The sequence below is a fragment of the Snodgrassella sp. M0351 genome (genome assembly GCF_016100575.1).
Taxonomy (GTDB): Bacteria; Pseudomonadota; Gammaproteobacteria; order Burkholderiales; family Neisseriaceae; genus Snodgrassella; species Snodgrassella alvi.
Map to the genome: position 1 here is coordinate 613,352 of NZ_JACFSG010000001.1, position 20,687 is coordinate 634,038.

The 20,687-nt window shown below is 38.3% G+C and carries 22 protein-coding genes and 1 tRNA gene; 6 read left to right on the top strand and 17 right to left on the bottom strand.

The window, feature by feature from the left end; genetic code table 11:
* The 4 genes from tssF to tssE all read left to right on the top strand — a co-directional run bounded on the left by tssF (window position 1) and on the right by tssE (window position 3,976).
* Window positions 1–1,761, top strand: coding sequence for a type VI secretion system baseplate subunit TssF (gene tssF, locus H3V01_RS02570; protein WP_198185903.1), 1,761 nt, complete (start codon window positions 1–3; stop codon window positions 1,759–1,761).
* A complete protein-coding gene (locus H3V01_RS02575) occupies window positions 1,758–2,720 on the top strand; it encodes a type VI secretion system baseplate subunit TssG (protein ID WP_025330514.1) in 963 nt (320 codons plus the stop codon). Before tssF ends, H3V01_RS02575 begins: the two co-directional genes overlap by 4 nt.
* On the top strand, window positions 2,721–3,440 hold the full coding sequence (gene tssJ, locus H3V01_RS02580; protein ID WP_084552745.1) for a type VI secretion system lipoprotein TssJ: 720 nt from the start codon (window positions 2,721–2,723) through the stop codon (window positions 3,438–3,440).
* Window positions 3,441–3,568: 128 nt separating this feature from the next.
* Complete coding sequence (gene tssE, locus H3V01_RS02585; RefSeq protein WP_051506417.1) at window positions 3,569–3,976, top strand: type VI secretion system baseplate subunit TssE; 408 nt, start codon at window positions 3,569–3,571, stop codon at window positions 3,974–3,976.
* Between the two features lie 77 nt (window positions 3,977–4,053).
* On the opposite strand, the gene H3V01_RS02590 is transcribed toward tssE, so the two are convergent.
* The 9 genes from H3V01_RS02590 to thrS form a co-directional block, all read right to left on the bottom strand.
* Window positions 4,054–4,130 (bottom strand) — tRNA-Pro (locus H3V01_RS02590).
* A gap of 35 nt (window positions 4,131–4,165) precedes the next feature.
* On the bottom strand, window positions 4,166–4,492 hold the full coding sequence (locus H3V01_RS02595; RefSeq protein ID WP_078474580.1) for a hypothetical protein: 327 nt from the start codon (window positions 4,490–4,492) through the stop codon (window positions 4,166–4,168).
* Window positions 4,476–4,778 carry an integration host factor subunit alpha gene (locus H3V01_RS02600; RefSeq protein WP_025330518.1) on the bottom strand — a complete coding sequence of 101 codons (303 nt, stop codon included), beginning with the start codon at window positions 4,776–4,778 and terminating at the stop codon, window positions 4,476–4,478. Before H3V01_RS02600 ends, H3V01_RS02595 begins: the two co-directional genes overlap by 17 nt.
* Before the next feature lie 102 nt (window positions 4,779–4,880).
* Window positions 4,881–7,238 (bottom strand): phenylalanine--tRNA ligase subunit beta, encoded by a 2,358-nt coding sequence (pheT, locus tag H3V01_RS02605; RefSeq protein WP_198185904.1) that lies wholly within the window; start codon window positions 7,236–7,238, stop codon window positions 4,881–4,883.
* A gap of 341 nt (window positions 7,239–7,579) precedes the next feature.
* Window positions 7,580–8,569, bottom strand: a complete 990-nt coding sequence (pheS, locus tag H3V01_RS02610; RefSeq protein ID WP_078474578.1) for a phenylalanine--tRNA ligase subunit alpha — start codon at window positions 8,567–8,569, stop codon at window positions 7,580–7,582.
* A 276-nt stretch (window positions 8,570–8,845) separates the two neighbouring features.
* A complete protein-coding gene (gene rplT / locus H3V01_RS02615; protein ID WP_025330521.1) occupies window positions 8,846–9,202 on the bottom strand; it encodes a 50S ribosomal protein L20 in 357 nt (118 codons plus the stop codon).
* A 12-nt stretch (window positions 9,203–9,214) separates the two neighbouring features.
* Entirely contained in the window at window positions 9,215–9,412 is a 198-nt protein-coding gene (rpmI, locus tag H3V01_RS02620; RefSeq protein ID WP_025330522.1) for a 50S ribosomal protein L35, read from the bottom strand.
* Between the two features lie 287 nt (window positions 9,413–9,699).
* Window positions 9,700–10,233: a translation initiation factor IF-3 gene (gene infC, locus H3V01_RS02625; RefSeq protein WP_080690443.1), complete on the bottom strand. Its 534-nt coding sequence runs from the start codon at window positions 10,231–10,233 to the stop codon at window positions 9,700–9,702.
* Between the two features lie 7 nt (window positions 10,234–10,240).
* A complete protein-coding gene (gene thrS, locus H3V01_RS02630; protein ID WP_198185905.1) occupies window positions 10,241–12,148 on the bottom strand; it encodes a threonine--tRNA ligase in 1,908 nt (635 codons plus the stop codon).
* Between the two features lie 241 nt (window positions 12,149–12,389).
* Between thrS and tgt the strand changes: the two genes are divergently transcribed.
* Complete coding sequence (gene tgt / locus H3V01_RS02635) at window positions 12,390–13,505, top strand: tRNA guanosine(34) transglycosylase Tgt (RefSeq protein WP_198185906.1); 1,116 nt, start codon at window positions 12,390–12,392, stop codon at window positions 13,503–13,505.
* A 123-nt stretch (window positions 13,506–13,628) separates the two neighbouring features.
* Window positions 13,629–15,011, top strand: coding sequence for an argininosuccinate lyase (argH, locus tag H3V01_RS02640; RefSeq protein ID WP_084564532.1), 1,383 nt, complete (start codon window positions 13,629–13,631; stop codon window positions 15,009–15,011).
* A 175-nt stretch (window positions 15,012–15,186) separates the two neighbouring features.
* Here argH and H3V01_RS02645 read toward each other — a convergent pair whose 3' ends face one another.
* The 8 genes from H3V01_RS02645 to dcd all read right to left on the bottom strand — a co-directional run bounded on the left by H3V01_RS02645 (window position 15,187) and on the right by dcd (window position 20,628).
* On the bottom strand, window positions 15,187–15,657 hold the full coding sequence (locus tag H3V01_RS02645) for a hypothetical protein (RefSeq protein WP_198185907.1): 471 nt from the start codon (window positions 15,655–15,657) through the stop codon (window positions 15,187–15,189).
* A gap of 598 nt (window positions 15,658–16,255) precedes the next feature.
* A complete protein-coding gene (locus H3V01_RS02650) occupies window positions 16,256–16,519 on the bottom strand; it encodes a hypothetical protein (protein WP_198185908.1) in 264 nt (87 codons plus the stop codon).
* Window positions 16,520–17,004: 485 nt separating this feature from the next.
* Window positions 17,005–18,063: a tyrosine-type recombinase/integrase gene (locus H3V01_RS02655; protein ID WP_198185909.1), complete on the bottom strand. Its 1,059-nt coding sequence runs from the start codon at window positions 18,061–18,063 to the stop codon at window positions 17,005–17,007.
* 15 nt (window positions 18,064–18,078) lie between these two features.
* Window positions 18,079–18,318, bottom strand: a complete 240-nt coding sequence (locus H3V01_RS02660) for a DUF4224 domain-containing protein (protein ID WP_198185910.1) — start codon at window positions 18,316–18,318, stop codon at window positions 18,079–18,081.
* A gap of 85 nt (window positions 18,319–18,403) precedes the next feature.
* Window positions 18,404–18,838, bottom strand: coding sequence for a hypothetical protein (locus H3V01_RS02665; protein WP_198185911.1), 435 nt, complete (start codon window positions 18,836–18,838; stop codon window positions 18,404–18,406).
* Window positions 18,839–18,865: 27 nt separating this feature from the next.
* On the bottom strand, window positions 18,866–19,315 hold the full coding sequence (locus H3V01_RS02670; protein ID WP_198185912.1) for a hypothetical protein: 450 nt from the start codon (window positions 19,313–19,315) through the stop codon (window positions 18,866–18,868).
* Window positions 19,316–19,349: 34 nt separating this feature from the next.
* Entirely contained in the window at window positions 19,350–19,919 is a 570-nt protein-coding gene (locus tag H3V01_RS02675) for a hypothetical protein (RefSeq protein ID WP_198185913.1), read from the bottom strand.
* Between the two features lie 142 nt (window positions 19,920–20,061).
* Window positions 20,062–20,628 carry a dCTP deaminase gene (gene dcd, locus H3V01_RS02680; RefSeq protein ID WP_100125396.1) on the bottom strand — a complete coding sequence of 189 codons (567 nt, stop codon included), beginning with the start codon at window positions 20,626–20,628 and terminating at the stop codon, window positions 20,062–20,064.
* Window positions 20,629–20,687 lie beyond the last annotated feature (59 nt).

The window sequence follows — 20,687 nt, forward strand, 5'->3', positions numbered from 1 at the left end:
ATGGAAAAAAAAGACAATATTCTGCGTTATTATGAAGCGGAAATGCGTTATCTGAAAGAGGCCGGTGAAGATTTTGCTGAGGTTCATCCTGATGCAGCACAGTATTTAAAAATGCAGGATTCCCTTGAGCGGGATCCGATGGTGGAGCGATTATTTGAAGGATTTGCTTTTTTAGCTGCAAAATTGTATCAAAAAATTGATGATGATATGCCAGAGTTAACTGAGAGCTCTGTAGCATTACTATGGCCACATCATCTTCAGCCTATTGCTTCTATGTCGATAGTGCAATTAATGTTAAATGAAGAGATTTATACGAATGATCAGCATATTCCTGCTGGTTTGATACTGCAAACTGCTGTTGATACCAATACAGGTATATCGTGTGAATACCGGACAACTCAATCAGTTGATATCTATCCTGTTGAAATAAATGATTTCCGCCTTGTACATAATGATATCGGACAATCTGTCATCCAGTTACGTTTACAACTTCGTCAAACGAATGCGGGTCAGAATATTCGTTTACCAGACAATTTTTCACTCAAGTTTCATCTTGTTGGTGAAATAGAAACCAGACTGAGTATTTATCATTATCTGACAAATTATTTGTCACATATTACTACTGATGAAGATTTAAACATCATAAATCATAAGCTAAAATTACAGCGAACACATTTTAATTATGATTCAGTTACATGGTTACAGAACCGGCAGGCAAATGAACATGATTTAGTGATGGAATATTTCCTGTTTAAAGAAAAGTTTCTTTTTTTTGAACTAAATAATCTAAGTGAAAAAGATTTTAATAATGATAAACATGAGCTATTGGTAAATTTTCATTTAAAACGGGATTTTCCGCTGGAGCTAGTGTTTAACCGCAATTATTTAAAACTGTTTTGTGTACCTGTAATTAACTTGTTTGATTTAGAGGCAGAACCGGTTGTGCGTTCTCCATTACATACTGAATACAAATTGTCACCCACGTTTTCAGTTAAGGATCAGGTAACGGTATGTGCAGTTACTGAGGTGGAATCATTCAGCCAGATTAGTGGTAAAAGAAAATATTATTTGCCTTTTAATGAGTTTAAGCATAGTAAACGTCAGCTCAATATATTTGATAAAGACAGACCATATTATTATATCCGCTCACGTCAAGGTATCGGCAATCATTATGATAATTTTATAAGTTTTAGTGGTGAAATCCAACCTGATGAAGAAGAGATTTTTTCAATCAGTATTCTTGGCGCTAATGGTAATCTACCACGCCAGATTACTAAATATAACAAAATACTCAGTCTGCATTCGCCTGTACTGGGTGTAAAAGATGCTCAAATGGTAATGGTACCTACAGCTTTACATTACCCGCCGGATTATAAGAATCAGCAATGGCAATTATTGTTTGAGATGAGTAATAATTATCTGGCTACCTTAGATACCGGTACTTTGAAAAATAGCTTGCGTTTATTGAACTGGTCGACAGCAGCGGCAAATGAAAAAAATATAGCAGCTATTCACTCTGTTCAGACTGAAATTCAACATATTATGCATCATGGTATGATGATTAGATGTTTGGTAATCGATATCGAACTGGATAGTACTGGATTTATCAATGAAGCAGATGCTGCTTTATTTGCTTATGTTCTGAACTGTTATTTAATAGCTTATGCACAATTAAATCTGGCTATAAAAGTAAATGTCATATTGCAGCCTGAAGCTATTACATTGAGCTGGCCAGTAAGTGTGGATGAAAAAATTTTATGAATGTCAGTTTATTTAACAGATTAATGCTGGCTCCAGAGGCATATAATTTTTTTCAGTTTTGTCATTTACTGGAGTCACATCAGGTTAATTTACGCGTACCTGACTTGCAAAGTGATAGTGAATTAACTCTTCAATTTTGTGCATGGCCATATCTTGGTTTTCCTGCAAGTGAGCTAAAACAGTCTCTGCCTGAATCTGTATATGATTATAAATTACCGGTTGTGTTTACTACCTTTATGGGCTTAATCGGTACAGATGGTGTCATGCCAAACTGGCTCATAGCAGAAAGTGCAGAAAAAAAAGACGGGATGGAAAATCTGTTAGCCTTTCTGGATATGTTTCATCACCGTATGATGACTATGTTTTACCAGATATGGAAACGTTTTCATTATGATTTTCAATTTCGTCCGGATGCTTCAGATCGTCTTTCACGGGCATTACTGACACTGATTCATGGTAAGAGCAAATTAGATATTGATCCATGTTATTATCTTGGTGTAATTAAAAATTTAAATAAAAAAAATAAAAATATATTTGGTTTAAAAGAGATTGTTCAATATGTTATTCCTGCTGCCAGAGAGGTAGTCATAGATGAGTTTATTGCTGTCAAATATGCCGTGCCTCAACGATCTATAGGTACTGGAATAACTTTTGATACGGCTGTGCTAGGCCGGTTTTTATATGATGCCAATAGCAGAATAAGGATATCTGTGAAACTTAATGATTATGCAATATTAAGTTTACTTTATGAAAATCAGCCTGTGCGAACGGTTTTAAAAACTTTGGTCAGGAAATATGTGGGATGCGCTCTGGATGTAGAGCTAGTGGCAAAAATCAGTGCTGATTTATTACCTCAGGCACAATTAAATGGCAGTAACCCGCAGATAATCAAAGCTGGTGTTACTGCAGGGCAGCCAGAAGCTGGTGCACTATTTTCGATTTTTCTCGGAGTGCTATAGATGAATTATCGTTTCTTGTCTGTATTAATTTTACTAACAGGATTATCTGGTTGTGGATTATTGCAACAAGGATATGAGGATGTACGCAAAACAGGAAAAGAAGCAATTGAGCTAAAACATTATCATTATGATTTCAAGGTGGTTTCTGCGCATCTTTTAAACCAGACAGATAATTCGCAGCAAAATACCTTCAGAATGGTAATTTTTCAATTAAAGAGTAATAATCTATTTAATCAGGCCAGTTATTATGATTTACTTACTAATGCAGACAATGCTCTTAGTGATGAACTGGTTAAACAAGATATACGTATGATTTATCCTTTTGATACACAGAATATAAAAGGAGATATAGATAGTAAAACACAATATTTGGGATTAGTGTTTTTCTTTAATCAGCCAGAGTCTGACAATAAAACCTGGAAAATACTAATTCCTATAGATGATTTAAAATTATTTAGGAATAATTATATTTTGGTGGAAGGAGCACAGGCTCAGTTAAAATCTAAAAAACAGGTTAAGGATTTACGCAAACAACAAAAACAAGCGGAGAAGGCACAGAAAAAAGCATCAAAAGAGAAGAAAAAACAGGAAAAGATAGCTAAAAAAGCTCAGCAGGCTATGCAGGAGCAGATGGATAAATTACAACAGCAGGGTATGCAGAAAGCTCAGGATAAAGTAGCGAAGAAAATAGAAAAAGTATTACCTGATAAGAAAAAATAGAGTATTGTCTGATGATATCAATAACCGGACTACACAATTTATCATGGCTAAAATATTCTGATGGTAAATAGTTAAATAATTAAACTCAAATAATTATTACATATTATGAAGGTGTAAATAAATTTATTATGATTGATGCGTCTTTATTAGAGAAAATTACTTTGAATTTTTCTGGAGATGTTCCATTAATTACTCTGGATCTTAAAGAACGCTATATTTATAGCGTTATGAATAATATTGAGCGTATTTTAAACACTCGGCGTGGTAGCGTTAAACATATACCTGATTACGGATTACCAGATTTAAGCATTATTTATCGTCATTTGCCTTCCAGCTTGTCTGTATTACAGAAATATATTACTTTTACTTTATTAAAATATGAACCACGCGTACAGGCATTACAAATTCAAATAGTTGAAAATAAATCTACTGATTTTATTATTGCTTATGAATTATTATGCCAATTAAAAGAGGTTGGTTATATTCGATTTTCAACCACATTTGATGGGCATGAAGCAGTTAAGGTATTCAGATAATCGATTTTTAGTATTGAATGATGTTTATATGAATCATAGGAAATAAAAATACAGCCACTTAGGCTGTATTTATTTTTTGGTCGGAGTGAAAGGATTCGAACCTTCGACCCCTTGCACCCCATGCAAGTGCGCTACCAGACTGCGCCACACTCCGACTTTGTAAAGGAAGCGATTATAAAAGTAATCGTATTACTTAGCAAGTACACTATTCAGGTTATCTACTACTTTTTCAATTTGCTGACGGGTTTCCAGTGCATTAATGACGGGATTACCATCAGCATCTACCTGATTACGTGTAAATGGGTCTATATATGGTGTAAAGCTGTCGCGCAATTGTCTGACTTTAATCACATCAGCACGGGTATAGTGCTTACCGCCATAGCCTACAATAATGCCATGTGTCTGTTGCCAGACAGAGAATTGCTCGGCACTGATGTCTGCAAGGCGGCATAGCTCTTCGAGAGTAAAATACCGCTGTGCTGGTATGGGTAACAACTGCTTAGGCTTGTTTTCCATTATAGTGATCAACCATACCTTTTAATTTTTGTGATGCGTGGAAAGTAACAACGCGTCTGGCAGAAATAGGTACTTCTTCCCCAGTTTTTGGATTACGTCCCGGACGTTGCGGTTTATCACGCAACTGGAAATTACCAAAGCCGGAAATTTTAATTTGTTCGCCCTTTTCAAGAGTACTGCGAATTTCTTCAAAGAATAGTTCAACAATTTCTTTGGCATCATGTTTGCTCATGCCGGCAACTTTTTCAACTAGAATATCAGCAAGTTCAGCTTTTGTCAGCGTCATATCAGAATTTCTTTCATTAAAGAGGGCATTATTATCCCTAAATTAGTTTTTGTTTTCAAGTATGTAAATTTTTAACTAGGCAAATTGCCCAGTTTGAATTTTTTAAGTACGTAATTGTGCACCAATTGTGGCTGCTGTATCAATGAGTTTTGTCATTATTTCTTCAACTTCTTCATCAGTTAAGGTTTGTTCTGTACTTTGTAAAATAATTTTGACCGCCAGACTTTTCGTATTTTCCGCCATACCTTTACCGCGATAAACATCAAAAACAGATATTTCCTGAATGGCTGGATGTTTCACAGTAGACAACACATTGATCAGCTCTTCAGCAGTAGTTTGTTCGGAGATGATAAAGGCCAGATCACGCCGTACCGGTTGGAATTTAGATACTGGCTGATAAGTAATCCTGGCTTGTGCCAGAACAGCACTTAAATCAAGCTCAAATAAAATAGGCGACAAGGGCAGGTCGTATTTTTGTGTCCAGCGCGGATGCAATTCACCAATAACACCAACTACTTTATTATCAATGATAATTTCAGCAGTTCTGCCCGGATGAAGTGCAGGGTGCTGTGCTGCGCGATAATTTACTTTATGCGCACTTAACAGGCCTGCAACATCATTTTTGACATCATAGAAATCGGTGTTGCGAGTGGGTACTGCCCATTGCTCAGGAAAGACAGAACCATAAGCTAAACCGGCAATTTTTGTGGTTTGTGTATATTGCTGGTTTTGTTTTTGAAATACACGTGCTACTTCAAATAATCTTACTCTGTTTTGTTTACGGTTCAGATTATTATGTAATATTTCAATCAAGCCGCCAAACAGAGTAGAGCGCATAACGCTGAGCTGACTGGCTATCGGATTTTGTAAACGAATCGGATCAGTATTACCAGCCAGATCGCGTTCCCATGCTTCTTCTACAAATGCATAGCTGACTACTTCCTGATAGCCGCTATTAGCCAGTTGATGGTAAACACTAAACAGTGGCTTTTGTGTTTCCGGCAAAGCTACCATGTTCAATTTGCCATTGGTATGATCATTGGGGATATTTTCATAACCATACACGCGGCCAATTTCTTCTATCAGGTCGGCTTCGATTTCAATATCAAAACGGAAGCTGGGTGAGGTAACGGTAAAGCCATCTTCACAAGCTTGCGGCTCCAGCCCTAAATGCTGCAGGATGATGGCAATTCTGGCTGAGTCAATGGTAACGCCTAATACTTTTGCTACTCTTGCTGTACGTACTTTTACCTGTTTAACTGCAGGCAGATTACCGGTTGCTTCTGTAATTGCACCAATTTCACCACCACAGATTTCTTTTATTAGCGTAGTTGCCCGTTCAATGGCTTGTTGTTGTAAATTAAAATCTACTCCGCGTTCAAAACGGAATGATGAATCTGAACCGAATCCATACTGCCGTGCTTTTCCGGCAATGATATCCGGGGTAAACCATGCGCTTTCAATCACAACATTACGCGTGCTGTCTGTTACTGAGCTGTCAACACCACCCATTAATCCGGCAATACTCAAAACTTGTTTTTCATCAGCTACTACCAGTGTGTTACTGCTTAGTATTACGGTTTTATCATTGAGGCATTCTAGTGTTTCACCTTCGTAGGCACGGCGCACGATCAGTTTGCCGGAGATTTTATCTTCGTCAAACATATGCATTGGCTGGCCCAGCTCAAGCATGACATAGTTACCTATATCAACCAGTGGATTAATGCTACGCAGGCCACTGCGTTCGAGCCGCTGTTTTAACCATGCAGGTGTTACAGCATTAATATTAATTCCGCGAATTATCCGGCTAATAAAGCGGCCACAGTCTTCTGGTGCTTCGATGATGACAGGCTGGCTGGCATCCAGTGTTGATGGATTAGTAACAATCTCTATTGGATTTTGTGGTTTCTGGGTTAAAGCACCTACCTCACGTGCTATGCCTTTTATACTCAGGCAGTCTGCTCTGTTAGGTGTGATTTTTAAGGTTTGCAGAGAATCATCCAGATTGAGATAATCGCGGATATTATTGCCGACTGGTGCATCGGCAGGCAGAATCAGTAAGCCGTTTACTTCATCTTGTAAACCTAATTCTTTGGCAGAACACAGCATTCCGTTAGAGACTTGTCCGCGCATTTTTGTTGGTTTGATTTTGAAATCACCCGGTAAGACAGCACCAGCTAATGCACAAGGTACTTTGATTCCCGGTTGTACATTAGGGGCACCGCAAACGATTTGTATCAGTTCTCCTGTACCGGCATCAACCTGTGTAATATTGAGACGGTCTGCATCCGGATGTTTGATTACAGATTTAACTTCGGCGATGACCACCCCATGAAATGGAGGGGCAGCCAGGGTGGTTTCTTCTACTTCCAGTCCGGCCATGGTTAATAAATGTGCCAGCTCTTGTGCAGATAATTCAGGGTTAATCCATGAATATAACCAATTTTGAGAAAATTGCATGATGCTTCCAGTATATATTCTGTTTCGGTTTAATCCAAAAGTTCGGAGGCTGATTCAGGCATGCTCAGTGACACGATTATAAAGCCTTACAAACGCTTTTTTTACTTTTGGAATTAATATCTTTGATTAATGAAATTAGTTCAGGTTACTTAATTGGACTAAATAATTTTCTGGCAGTTTCCGGTCGGTTAAATCTGAGAAATTCATTTTCAGTGCGCTATCCGGTATTCTGTACAATCAGTTATTGATAACTGGCTGAATGTAAAATCTAACTACTTAATCGCTATATTTACGGGATTTAGTCCGCTCAGTATTACCTGTCAGTTACATGATCAGTAATCTTAATCCTGAAATTGTTTAAGAAAATTCAGGTCATTATCAAAAAATAGGCGTAAATCATTAATGCCATAGCGAAGCATGGCAAAGCGATCCAGACCGATGCCAAAGGCAAAACCTGTATATTTTTCTGCATCTATATTGACATTTTTTAATACATTGGGGTGTACCATGCCGCAGCCGCCTACTTCCAGCCAGCCGCGTTCACCCATGATGTCAATTTCTGCTGAAGGTTCTGTAAACGGGAAGAAGGAAGGGCGAAACCGTACCTGTAAATCATCGCGTTCAAAGAAACGGCGGATAAAGTCTGTAAAGACTGCTTTCAGATCGGCCATAGTAACGCCTTCTTCTATCCATAATCCTTCAGCCTGATGGAACATGGGAGAATGTGTTGCATCTGAATCGACGCGGTATACACGTCCGGGAGCAATAATGCGAATCGGAGGCTCTTTTTTATCCAGCATGTAACGAATCTGGATAGGAGATGTATGGGTGCGCAGTACGTTACCATTTTCTACATAAAAAGTATCCTGCATAGCACGGGCCGGATGATTTGGCGGAATATTTAAAGCCTGAAAATTATGAAAATCATCTTCTATTTCCGGTCCGTCTGCTACAGTAAAACCCATGCTATGAAACAGTTCTACTATACGTTGCAAAGTAAGAGTGACCGGATGCAAGCCCCCGAGATTTTGTCCGCGTCCGGGCAGGGTAACATCCAGCGCTTCTGCCGCCAGTTGCTGCTGAAGTTTTGCTTCATTTAATGCATCACGTTGTCGGTTGTATGCATCCTGAAATTGGTTTTTACACTCATTGATATGTGCGCCAGTTGTTTTGCGTTCTTCTGGCGACATTTTACCCAATGTTTTTAATAAAGCATTCAGTTCACCTGTTTTACCGAGATAGCGGGCTTTTACTAATTCTAATGCAGGTAAATCAATGGCTGAATTAACAGCAGCGATGCCTTCGGCAACGATGCGGTTGGCATTTTCCATAACAAGATTCTTTACTTAAAATATAATGAAAAAATGTTTTGATGCTCTTTAGTTTTGCTGAATATGGCAGCAGTATTTTATCGATTACCGTATATCAGATCTTAAATGAGCTATATAACAATTTATAATAAAGTATGTACTAAAAGATTATTTTAGCGCGAAATTCATCTGTTCAACAATGCTAAATATTGATGGAACAATGATGGAAATTTTTTACTAAAGCAGAAATACAAAAAAAGGAAACCGAAGTTTCCTTTTTGCTAAGCTTTTTGTCTGTTAGGCCAAAGCAGCTTTTGCCTGTGCTGCCAATTGAGCAAATGCAGCCTGATCGAATACAGCCAGATCAGCCAGTACTTTGCGATCAATAACAATGGCAGCTTTTTTCAGGCCATTCATGAATTTGCTGTAAGACAAACCATTCTGACGGGCTGCTGCATTAATACGAACGATCCACAACTGACGGAACTGACGTTTACGCTGACGACGGTCACGGTAAGCATACTGACCGGCTTTCATTACTGCCTGTTTGGCAATGCGATAGACGTTTTTACGACGACCACGATAGCCTTTGGCTAACGCTAAAACTTTTTTATGACGTGCACGAGCGGTAACACCACGTTTTACGCGAGGCATAATTTAAACTCCTTAAGCGTAGGGTAACATTTTATGAACAGAAGCCATATCGCGTTCATTCACCATAGAGGTGCCACGCAATTGACGTTTGTTTTTGGTGGTTTTTTTCGTCAGAATGTGACGTTTGAACGCATGAGCGCGTTTTACACCACCGTTACCCAATACTTTAAAGCGTTTTTTCGCGCTTGATTTGGATTTCATTTTCGGCATGGGAAAACTCCATTGTTGTTTGATCAGGCGAGGGGTGGCTGAATTCAGCACTTTAACCCGCACACCACGGTTTTTGCCGCTTAAAATTTGATTCATGCACAGCGGCGATGCACAAGAAGCGGATTATAATATATCTGTACTGCTAAGACAATATAGCGTTAATAACTTATGACCAGATATATCCGGATTTGTTAAGTTATTATTTGTGTTTTTAATAAAATGAAAAATCTCATTTTACTGAGATAAAATGAGACTTTTTTAAGACAGGCTGAAATTCCGGTTAATGATTATTTTTTCTTCGCTGCAATAATCATTACCATCTGGCGACCTTCCATTTTTGGAAACTGCTCAACGGTACCAATTTCGATTAAATCAGCCTGAATACGCTTGAGTAGTTCTGTGCCCAGATGCTGATGTGCCATTTCGCGTCCGCGGAAACGTAAGGTAACTTTTACTTTATCACCGTCAGTCAAAAAGCGAACAATGTTACGCAATTTAATCTGATAGTCACCTTCATCGGTACCAGGCCGGAATTTAATTTCCTTAACCTGTACCTGTTTCTGCTTTTTGCGTTGCTCGTCGCGTTTTTTGGATTGCTCGTATTTGAATTTACCGAAATCCATTAATTTGCAGACGGGCGGTTTGGCGGTGGGGGCAATTTCCACCAGATCCACATCGTGTTCTTCGGCCAGTTTCAGGGCTTGCTGAGTCGATACTACACCCAACTGTTCTCCAGTTGGACCAATCAAACGCACTTCTTTAATGGTGATTTCACCGTTGATGCGTGCTTCGCGTTCTTGAGCGATGGTCGTACTCCTTATTCACGGTTTAATGAAGAGACAAGGCTTCTTGTTTCAGCTGGCTAATGAATGTTTCAATATCCATCTGACCCAGATCTTCACCGCCGCGTTTGCGAACGGCAACCTTGTTGTCCTGTTTTTCTTTCTCGCCTATAACCAGTTGATAGGGTAGGCGTTGCGTACTGTTATCTCGGATTTTGTATCCAATTTTCTCATTACGCAAGTCTAAATGCACGCGGAACCCTTCTGCGGTTAATCGCGTGGCAAGTTGCTGACAATATTCGGTTTGTGCTTCAGTAATATTCATAATTACCATTTGTACAGGTGCCAGCCACAGTGGAAATGCACCTGCATGATGTTCAATCAGGATGCCGATAAAGCGTTCCAGTGAACCCAGAATGGCGCGATGCAGCATTACCGGACGGGCTCGTCCGTTTTCTTCTGTTACATATTCTGCACCCAGCCGCTCCGGAAGAACGAAATCCAGCTGAATGGTACCGCATTGCCATGAGCGGCCTAATGCATCCTTAATATGGTACTCTACTTTAGGTCCGTAGAAAGCGCCTTCTCCGGGCAGCTCTTCCCAGGTTACACCACAGGCTGTCAGTGCATCACGCAGTCCTTGTTCAGCTTTATCCCAGATGGCGTCAGAGCCTGCGCGCTTTTCCGGACGCAAGGATAATTTAACCGCTACATCATTAAATTCGAACTGACGGTAAATGCGCATTACCAGTTCATTGAATGCTTTTGCTTCACTGACAATCTGATCTTCGGTACAGAATATATGCGCATCATCCTGAGTAAAGCCGCGTACGCGCATCAGGCCATGCAGGGCACCGGAAGGTTCATTACGATGACAAGAACCAAACTCGGCCAGACGCAGCGGTAAATCACGATATGAGCGCAGCCCCTGATTAAAAATCTGGATGTGACCAGGGCAGTTCATGGGTTTTACAGCATAAACACGTTTTTCTGATTCAGTAATAAACATGTTTTCTTTGTAGTTATCCCAGTGACCGGATTTTTCCCATAATGTGCGATCCATAATCATGGGTGTTTTGATTTCCTGATAGCCGGCAGCAGACAGCTCGCGACGCATATGCTGTTCAATAACCTGCCACAGTGACCAGCCTTTGGGATGCCAGAATACCATACCCGGTGCTTCATCCTGCAAATGAAATAAATCCATTTGTTTTGCCAGTTTGCGGTGATCGCGTTTCTCTGCTTCTTCAATACGCCGGATGTAAGCATTCAGATCTTCTTTACTGGCCCAGGCGGTGCCGTAAATACGTTGCAGCTGTTCATTTTTAGCATCGCCGCGCCAGTAGGCACCTGAAAGCTTGGTCAGTTTGAAATTCTTGAGGAAGCGAGTATTAGGGACATGTGGTCCGCGACACATATCTACATATTCCTGATGGTAATACAGACCCATAGCTTTTTCATCGGGCATATCTTCAATCAGGCGCAGCTTATAATCTTCATGACGCTGCTTAAATACATTAATTACCTCTTCGCGCGGGGTAACTTTTTTAATTACATCATAATTTTGTGCAATCAATTCTTTCATGCGAGTTTCGATTGCAGCAATATCTTCGGGTGTAAACGGACGCTCGTACCAGATGTCATAATAGAAGCCATCTTCAATTACCGGTCCGATAACCATTTTGGCTTCCGGATATAATTGTTTAACGGCATGACCAACCAGATGTGCACAGGAGTGACGAATGATTTCGACACCTTCTTTATCTTTGGCTGTAATGATGCTGACTTGAGCATCTTCTGTTACCTGATCACATGTATCTACCAGTTTGCCGTTAATCTTTCCGGCAATTGCGGCTTTGGCTAAGCCTGCACCTATGGAAGCGGCAATGTCAGCTATGCTTAATGGCGCTTCAAACTGACGGACAGAGCCGTCAGGCAGGGTGATGTTCAGCATGCATACTCCACAAACAACAGACCAGACTCGCTTAATACAAGTGAGAAAATCAAATGGCTGCTTTTGATTATATTTATTAAGGGTAAATAGAAGCCAAAGTTACTTAAGTGCACTTTTGCTTCTGTTAAATAATTTATTTTAGCGATTTGGATTTTGCTTGGCAATGCTTGGTCGTCGAAATGTGGTGCTTTAGGCTATAATAATATATTCTGTCATAATTTTTGCCTCTGAATTATTTAATATGCTGAAATTTTCTTTAAAGCGCACCGATGGCTTTGCGCGTCGTGGTATTCTGGAGTTGAATCATGGTACGGTGGAAACACCAGTATTTATGCCGGTAGGAACATACGGTTCAGTTAAGGCTATGTCGCCGCGTAATCTGGAAGAAATCAAGGCACAGATTATTCTGGGCAATACTTTTCATCTGTGGCTCAGACCCGGACTTGATGTTATCCGTGATTTTGGCGGATTACATAATTTTATTGGCTGGAACCGGCCAATACTGACAGACTCCGGTGGTTTTCAGGTATTTTCACTGGCACAAATGCGTAAGTTAACAGAAGAAGGCTGTACTTTCCGCAGTCCCATTAATGGCGACAAGCTGTTTTTGTCTCCTGAAATTTCTATGCAGATTCAGACGGTACTCAATTCAGATATTGTCATGCAGCTGGATGAATGTCCTGATGGAAATGTAGGTGCCAGAGAAGCTGAAAAATCCCTGCAAATGAGTTTGCGCTGGGCTGAACGCAGTAAAAATGAGTTTGAACGCCTGAATAATCCGAATGCTTTATTCGGTATTGTTCAGGGTGGAATGTACGAGGATCTGCGAGAACAATCACTGGCCGGACTGGAGGAAATCGGTTTCCCCGGATTATCTGTAGGCGGGCTGTCTGTGGGTGAGCCAAAACCTGAAATGTACCGTATTTTGCGTGCCATCGGACCTAAACTTCCGGCACATAAGCCACATTATCTGATGGGAGTAGGTACACCCGAAGATTTGGTATACGGTGTGGCATGCGGCATTGATATGTTTGATTGTGTTATGCCTACCCGCAATGCGCGCAACGGCTGGCTATTTACCCGTTTTGGTGATGTAAAAATCCGAAATGCCATATACCGGCATGACCAGCGTCCGCTGGACGAAAGCTGTGACTGTTACACATGTCGCAATTTCAGCAGGGCTTATCTGCATCATTTACAGCGTGTGGGTGAGATTCTGGGTGCACAGTTAAATACGATACATAATTTGCGCTATTATCAGATACTGATTGCAGAAATGCGTCTGGCTATTGAAGCTGGTAAATTCGAAGATTTTCAAACACGCTTTCATGCTGAGCGTGCCCGGGGTGTATTGTGATCAGAAAAAGCACGGTAGCGACTATTGTCTTTATATGATAGAGGCAAATGATGTCAGGCTAGTGGTTATAATCTGCAGTTAGTAAATTTTTTGAATATTGTTGAGTTATAGTGGAGAGCAAGTATGAGTGAAAAAGCCTGGTCAGGCCGTTTTCATGAACCGGTAAGTGAACTGGTTAAACAGTACACAGCATCAATAACTTTTGATAAACGTTTGGCACAATGTGATATTCAGGGTTCTCTGGCGCATGCACAGATGCTGCATCAGTCTGGCGTGCTTAGTGCAGAAGATCTTGCAGCAATTAAAACCGGTATGCAGGAAATCCTGGCAGAAATTGCTGCCGGTAAAATTGACTGGTCAGTAGATCTGGAAGATGTTCATATGAATGTAGAACATTTACTGACTCAGAAAGTAGGGGATGCCGGTAAACGTTTACATACTGGACGTAGTCGTAATGACCAGGTTGCTACAGATATTCGTTTGTGGCTGCGTGATGAAATAGACAGTATTGTTCTGTTAATTAAAGATTTACAATCTGCTTTGGTTGATCTGGCCGATAAAAATGCAGAGGTGGTGATGCCGGGCTTTACTCATATGCAGGTAGCTCAGCCTGTAAGCTTCGGCCACCATATGCTGGCATATGTGGAAATGCTGGGGCGTGATAGTGAACGGATGCTGGACTGCCGTCATCGTGTAAACCGTATGCCATTGGGTGCGGCTGCTCTGGCCGGAACGACATTTCCTATTCAACGCGAGATAACTGCTCAATTACTTGGTTTTGAAGAAATTTGCCAGAATTCTCTGGATGCAGTGTCTGATCGCGATTTTGCCATTGAGTTTACTGCTGCAGCATCCATTCTGATGGTACATCTTTCCCGTCTGAGTGAAGAATTAATTTACTGGATGAGTCCGCGTTTTGGCTTTATTGACATTGCCGACCGGTTCTGTACCGGTTCCAGTATCATGCCGCAGAAAAAGAATCCCGATGTACCTGAGCTTGTACGTGGAAAAAGCGCAAGAGTTGTAGGACATCTGATGGGGCTGATTACTTTAATGAAATCACAGCCACTGGCATACAACAAAGATAATCAGGAAGATAAGGAGCCGCTTTTTGATACAGTTGATACTTTGACAGATACTTTGCGTATTTACGCAGAGATGATGCGCGGTGTTAGCGTTAAACCTGAAAATATGCGTGCGGCAGTTTTGCAAGGTTTTGCAACAGCAACAGACCTGGCTGATTATCTGGTTAAAAAAGGTTTACCTTTTCGCGATAGTCATGAGGTCGTTGCACGTGCTGTCCGGCTGGCAGAAGAGCAGCAACGGGAATTGAGTGAGTTACCGCTGGATATATTACAGTCTTTCTCCGGCTTGATAGAAGAAGACGTTTATCAGGTACTTTCTCCTGAGGGCAGTCTTCATGCCCGTAATCATATTGGCGGTACTGCGCCGGCTCAGGTACGCGCACAGGTTGCTCGCTGGCGTCAGTATTTGCAGGCGGTTTAGCGTTTGTTAAACCAGCTTAGCTGGTTATGAGGATATTAAAAATACGGGTCAGATATTTTTGTCTGATTTATATTATTGGATTTAAATTCAAATTATCTCCTCTGAATAATTTGTCAGGATCAAACAGCCGGTATGCAGTGCATACTGGCTTAAAGTATTAATTCAGATAATTATATTATTTGGCTCTGAATACTATTGGTACAATTATTTTTATTGGTTTGTTTATATTTTTGATTTCTATTTGAATCTTAATCCGATAGCTTATACTAATGAATTTTCCGTTTGAATCAAAATAGAAATCGCTTACCATTGGAAGAAATTGATATTCGAATTGATCTGGGTTATTTATAAAAAAATTATTTCTATCAGATAATGAAGCAGCTATATTCTTTACAGCAGCGTCTAACTCAGGTTTATATTTACTATCAGGATATGCTTTGTATAACCTTTCTTTTAATATCGTAGAAATATTCAGATTATCAAGATATGTAGTATTATGTTTCAAGCTTGCAATATTATCTGTATTCGGCGTGAGCTGATATTTTGCCTTTAGCCTTTTGCTGTACTTGTCAACATTTACCTTTTTGAAAGCACTGGGATTAATTGCTGCATAACTGTCATGAATATTTACCTTTTTTGAAGACATCTCGATCGGCGGCGTAGCTATCAGATGTATAATCGGGTAAATTTTTTAATAAATCTGATACAGAGATATCAGATATGGTTTCCTGTGATATTGGTGGTTGAATATCCCTGTTATTTATTGTCAGGTATGGTATCTGATGCATGGGTAGATGGTTTTGTATCTAGTGAGTTTTCAATTATATGGCTACATGAAGAAACTATTTCTACAACTGCGAATATAAAAAAACATTTTTTAAATTTCAGCTACATAGAAATTCCTTTAAATTAAGAAGAATTCTGACAATTAATAAAACATATTATCATTATTTATATAAATTTTGCTTATATAATTTATTATTAGATTTAAAATCAACAGTAATTAATCTTATATCATGGATAGCATTGTTCATATCAAATGTATTGATTCCTTATGAGGTATTTTTAATAGATAAGGAGTGTTTAATAAAATATTATCTTATTTTGAATAGAAAACTAATTTAAGATAAATTTGTACTCACTTAATCAGTTAGATTTATTTCATAAAGATTTAAGATTAAGTCATAAGAAATTTTAGCAGCTGATACAATGGTTGTATTCATAAAATTTTTTTGTTTATTTTATTATTCAATTTTAGAGTAAAAGTAATTGCGTAGTCGGGCAAGCATATCCAGATCTGCTATTAAAGCACTACAATCTGCATAGCCATATTGCTGTAATAGTAGCGGATTTATCCAATTCAGACGATTATCCAGGCGTTTACAAAGTTCTGTTTCTAAACAGGTGTTGGTAAATTTTTCACTATTTTGCCATACATAGTTAATCAGTTCCTCGTCCGTAAAATGGTATAAAGTTATTTTATTGTTAATCATTGCTATGTCTCTCATATAACAGCGCTTATAAGATTATATTCTTTACTGTTCATAACTTTTTCATATTTTTTTCTCGTTTGATTTTCTCATGTTTTTCTTTATTAAATACTGACTATCACATTTTTTTCAGATGATTAAAAGAATTTGATACTGATAAAGGTAGTCAAAAAATTGATCTACATGATAATCAATAATTAATCAATGTTTCTCCTTTGTAGACCTGTTTATGTATTTTGGCAAATATACTATTTCATCATGCTTTTATTAATTAATAAGTTAATAAATTAATATTTTTATGTATTTATTTAAATTCTTATTTATGTTTTTAATCAAAATAAGGTAAGTGTATTAATTTTATTCAAATCTATTTTTATTATGTTCTCAGTACATAATAAAATAAAACATCTTTTCTCGAAAGATATTGTTCTATTTAATAAATAATATAAATTGTAATATGTCTATTCCGCAATTATTTTACTTGTTCCGCAATTTAAATAACATCATTTATTTTTTACTACACCTTCCTCAAATGGATCTATCTCTTTTTCACGCCTGATATATACCCGTTTCGTCATCTCTATGTTGGAATGACCCAATAATTTTTGCGCTGCCTCTTCACTAGATACTAATGATTTATCCGTGGCTGATTTGGCGCGTAAATCTCTAAACTGAGCTTGTGCTAATTCTTCAGCATGTTCCGGGTGTTTTTGAATGGCTATATCCCGTGCTTTATTGTAGCGGTACCATAAGTTGCCAATCGTCATTTTGCGCTTACACGTATTTAAAAATAAGTACCCTCCATGAGGTGCGCGTCGTGTGATTATTTCTTGTAAGCTCTCAGTAACTTTAAAGCGCAAAGGATTGCTTGTTTTATTTTGTTTAAAACTAAGTATGCCATTGTGAATAAGACCAGTATGGATTTTTAGCATATCGCTTGGTCGTTGCCCTAACATCATCGCCATTCGCATTGCGTCCTGTAATTCTTGCGTGCCATATCTGTAAAGAAGTTCATATATGTAGTCTTCAACATATACGTCCCTTGGTTTTTCTTTGTTTTTTCTGATGCCTTTAATTGGACATTCTTTGTTAATATAATTCCAGTTTGATGGACTGCACATCGTCCATATCGTACTAAATAATTCTAAATCCCTATTAGCACCCACAGGTGTTTCTTTGCGCCAAGTTAAATAATCTTTAATATGTCCGGCATCAATATCTTCTAATGCAACTGGATCACTGCCACCAAAAAATAAGTTAAGACGTTTCAGTGAAGATTTATAACTATTTTGTGTATTTTCGGCTCTTAATGGCATTTCTTCCAGTTGGAATCTTTGCGCAGCTTGCACAAAAGTAATCCTGTGGCTTTTATCGAGCTTTTCTAAAGATAATTCCGACCATTTTTTACAGGCAATAATATAATCACTGCCTAGGGGAATTTCTTTGCGTGGCTTGCCTCCGGTGTCGTAGTAATACCATATGATTACCTCACCTTTTTTCTTGCGCTTGCGTGCGCGCATGCCTGTAGGCAGATTCAGGTTAACAGTTGCTTTACGTCCCATATATAACCTATAAAATTATGTTGAAGAAAAAACAGGGGATTGCCATCTGGGTTTAACTGGCGAATTTCCAGAGTTTTGTTTTTTAATTCCTAATAAAGATTGGCGCAATACTATTGGCTCGTTTCTACCATTTAGCCGAAAAGGTACGCCTTGCTTCTTGAGCTGGTTAATTTGCTTGCCTTTGGATTTGTATCCAGTTAATACAGATACCTCCTCACGGGTTAAAAATTCATCATATGGCGATTTTTCACTCATGGCTTTTCCCAATAAAAAACCAGCTATTGCTGGGACGTGTTCATTAATAATGCTTAATTAAAAAGCCGCTTTTAAGCGGCTTGGTTCATAGATATTTTGTATATTGTTCTCTGGTTAAGGTTATTACTTCGATAAATTTTCCTACCCTATAATAACCGGTCGTATCAATTTTCTGATCTAAGAAATCGTTAATTAGTTTTCTTAATTCTTGAATTTCTTCATCTGTTAAATCAAACAATTCAGCATCTATAAAATTAGGGCTTAACATCTCATCAGATTGATCTAGTAAATCCGTTATCGCATCTTCATCAAAAGCGTTGCATTCGCTTGGCTTGAACAAGCCCCCCCGTTCACAAACTGCAATTTTTACTTCTGCTGGTGAATCTTTTTCTAAAAAAGGCATTGCAGATAATGCATCAGCTATTGTGTTGTAATAGGTATTTTCATATACATCTTTTTCATCCCTACGACAAACACCATACATATATTTATCTTGGTTATCTAGATAATCGTTATTCATAGTAATCTCCATTAAAAAAGCCGCTATTTAGCGGCTTAGGTTTTGACTAATTTTCTTTACTTCGCTTAGCCATTCTTTTAAACGGTTACTAAGTTCTTTAGTTTCATTAAAGTAATCTATATCTTCTTGCCGTATGGCTATTGGAATATGTACAGTACGTCCATTTATGAGTATATTGCCGTTGTTATGGTATTTAGCTATTAAATCTAAGACTTTTTGTAATACTTCTATTTCTTCTAGGGTTACGCGCCCTGTATAGTAATCATCTTCATCAATGTAACCCTCTTCATATAAATACCTGTCCGCCTCATCAATAATACCCGTCGCTGAGAGAGGGAATTTTGTAAATCCATCGAATTCAACTGCCTCAAGAATATTCCCATCTTCTGAATCAAATACATAATCGTATAATGTGTCATAAGTATAATTGGTATTTTTTGTTCTGAATAAGATAACAGTTTGCCTATTTCTTTCCATTGTTTTTACTCCATGCTATATATGTAAAAAGCCACTATTCAGTGGCGTTTAATGGTTGTGATTGATTGTTAAGCAACTGGTTTACCCAATCGGTTAAACGTTCACTGAGTTTATTATGTCTTTGGAAATCATCTTCTTCCTGTTTGGTAATTGTTATACTTGCTTTAATTGTGTTATTTGAATGCCAAATATTGTTTTTAGTGTATTTATCAATAATTGAATCTAGGAGTTTTTGTAGCTCAGCTTCTTCTTTCCCACTAACAGCATTTTCAACAAGCGAACATATCGGCGCAAGAAAACCTCTATTTAAATAACCATTGTAATGATTGCTAATTGCAAAATTGCCTTCAATAAGTGTTTTATTTTTCCATAAAACATCATCTATTTCTTGAAATACATTAGCAATTTGAAATTTATATTTAAAATCTGAAAACCTAGTTAATTCAACTGCTTGAATAACAATTTCATATGAACTTTTTTTTTCATTACCTCTACAAAGATAATTTAAATCTATACCTCTTCGCAAGCACTGTTCAAAGGAATGATAAAATTTCTCAGCTAGAGCTAATTTAAAAAATATCTTAGTTTGATTACTGTTTTCCATTGTTTACTCCGTGATATAGATATAAAAAAATCCGGAAGTGGTCCGGTATATTTCAGATTTAATAAATTGATTAAAATAGATATTTATATATTTCAAGCCCAAAAAGGCGGAATTCCGGTCCCATGCTAATTACTAGCACGATTTAGATCCTTGGAGGTGTTATATCAGTCTGATACATATATTTTCCGTCACGATCCTTGTAAGAAGTATCGCACTCTTCATCACTTTCAAAAAACAATACCTGTGCCACACCCTCATTAACATAAATCTTTGCCGGTAGCGGTGTAGTGTTAGAAAGCTCCAGAGTTATACAGCCTTCCCATTCTGGTTCAAGTGGTGTGACATTAACGATAATACCGCAACGTGCATAAGTGGATTTACCCAGACACACAGTAAGGACATTGCGCGGGATACGGAAATATTCCACTGAACGCGCCAAAGCAAACGAGTTAGGCGGAATGATGCAAAATTCATCAGTAACAGTTACAAAATTACGCGTATCAAAATTTTTCGGGTCAATAATGGTTCTGTTGATACTAGTAAAAACTACGCATCCACGTGCGCAGCGAATATCGTAGCCATAGCTGGAAGTACCATACGATATAATTTTTTCACCGTTTAACTGTTTAATCTGATTAGGTTCAAACGGCTTAATCATTCTGTGCTCTTCACTCATACGGCGTATCCATTTGTCTGACTTAATACTCATTTCATATCCTTTAAATTATAAAGCTAGCATATGCTGGCTGTTTTCATTTCGTATTTTGG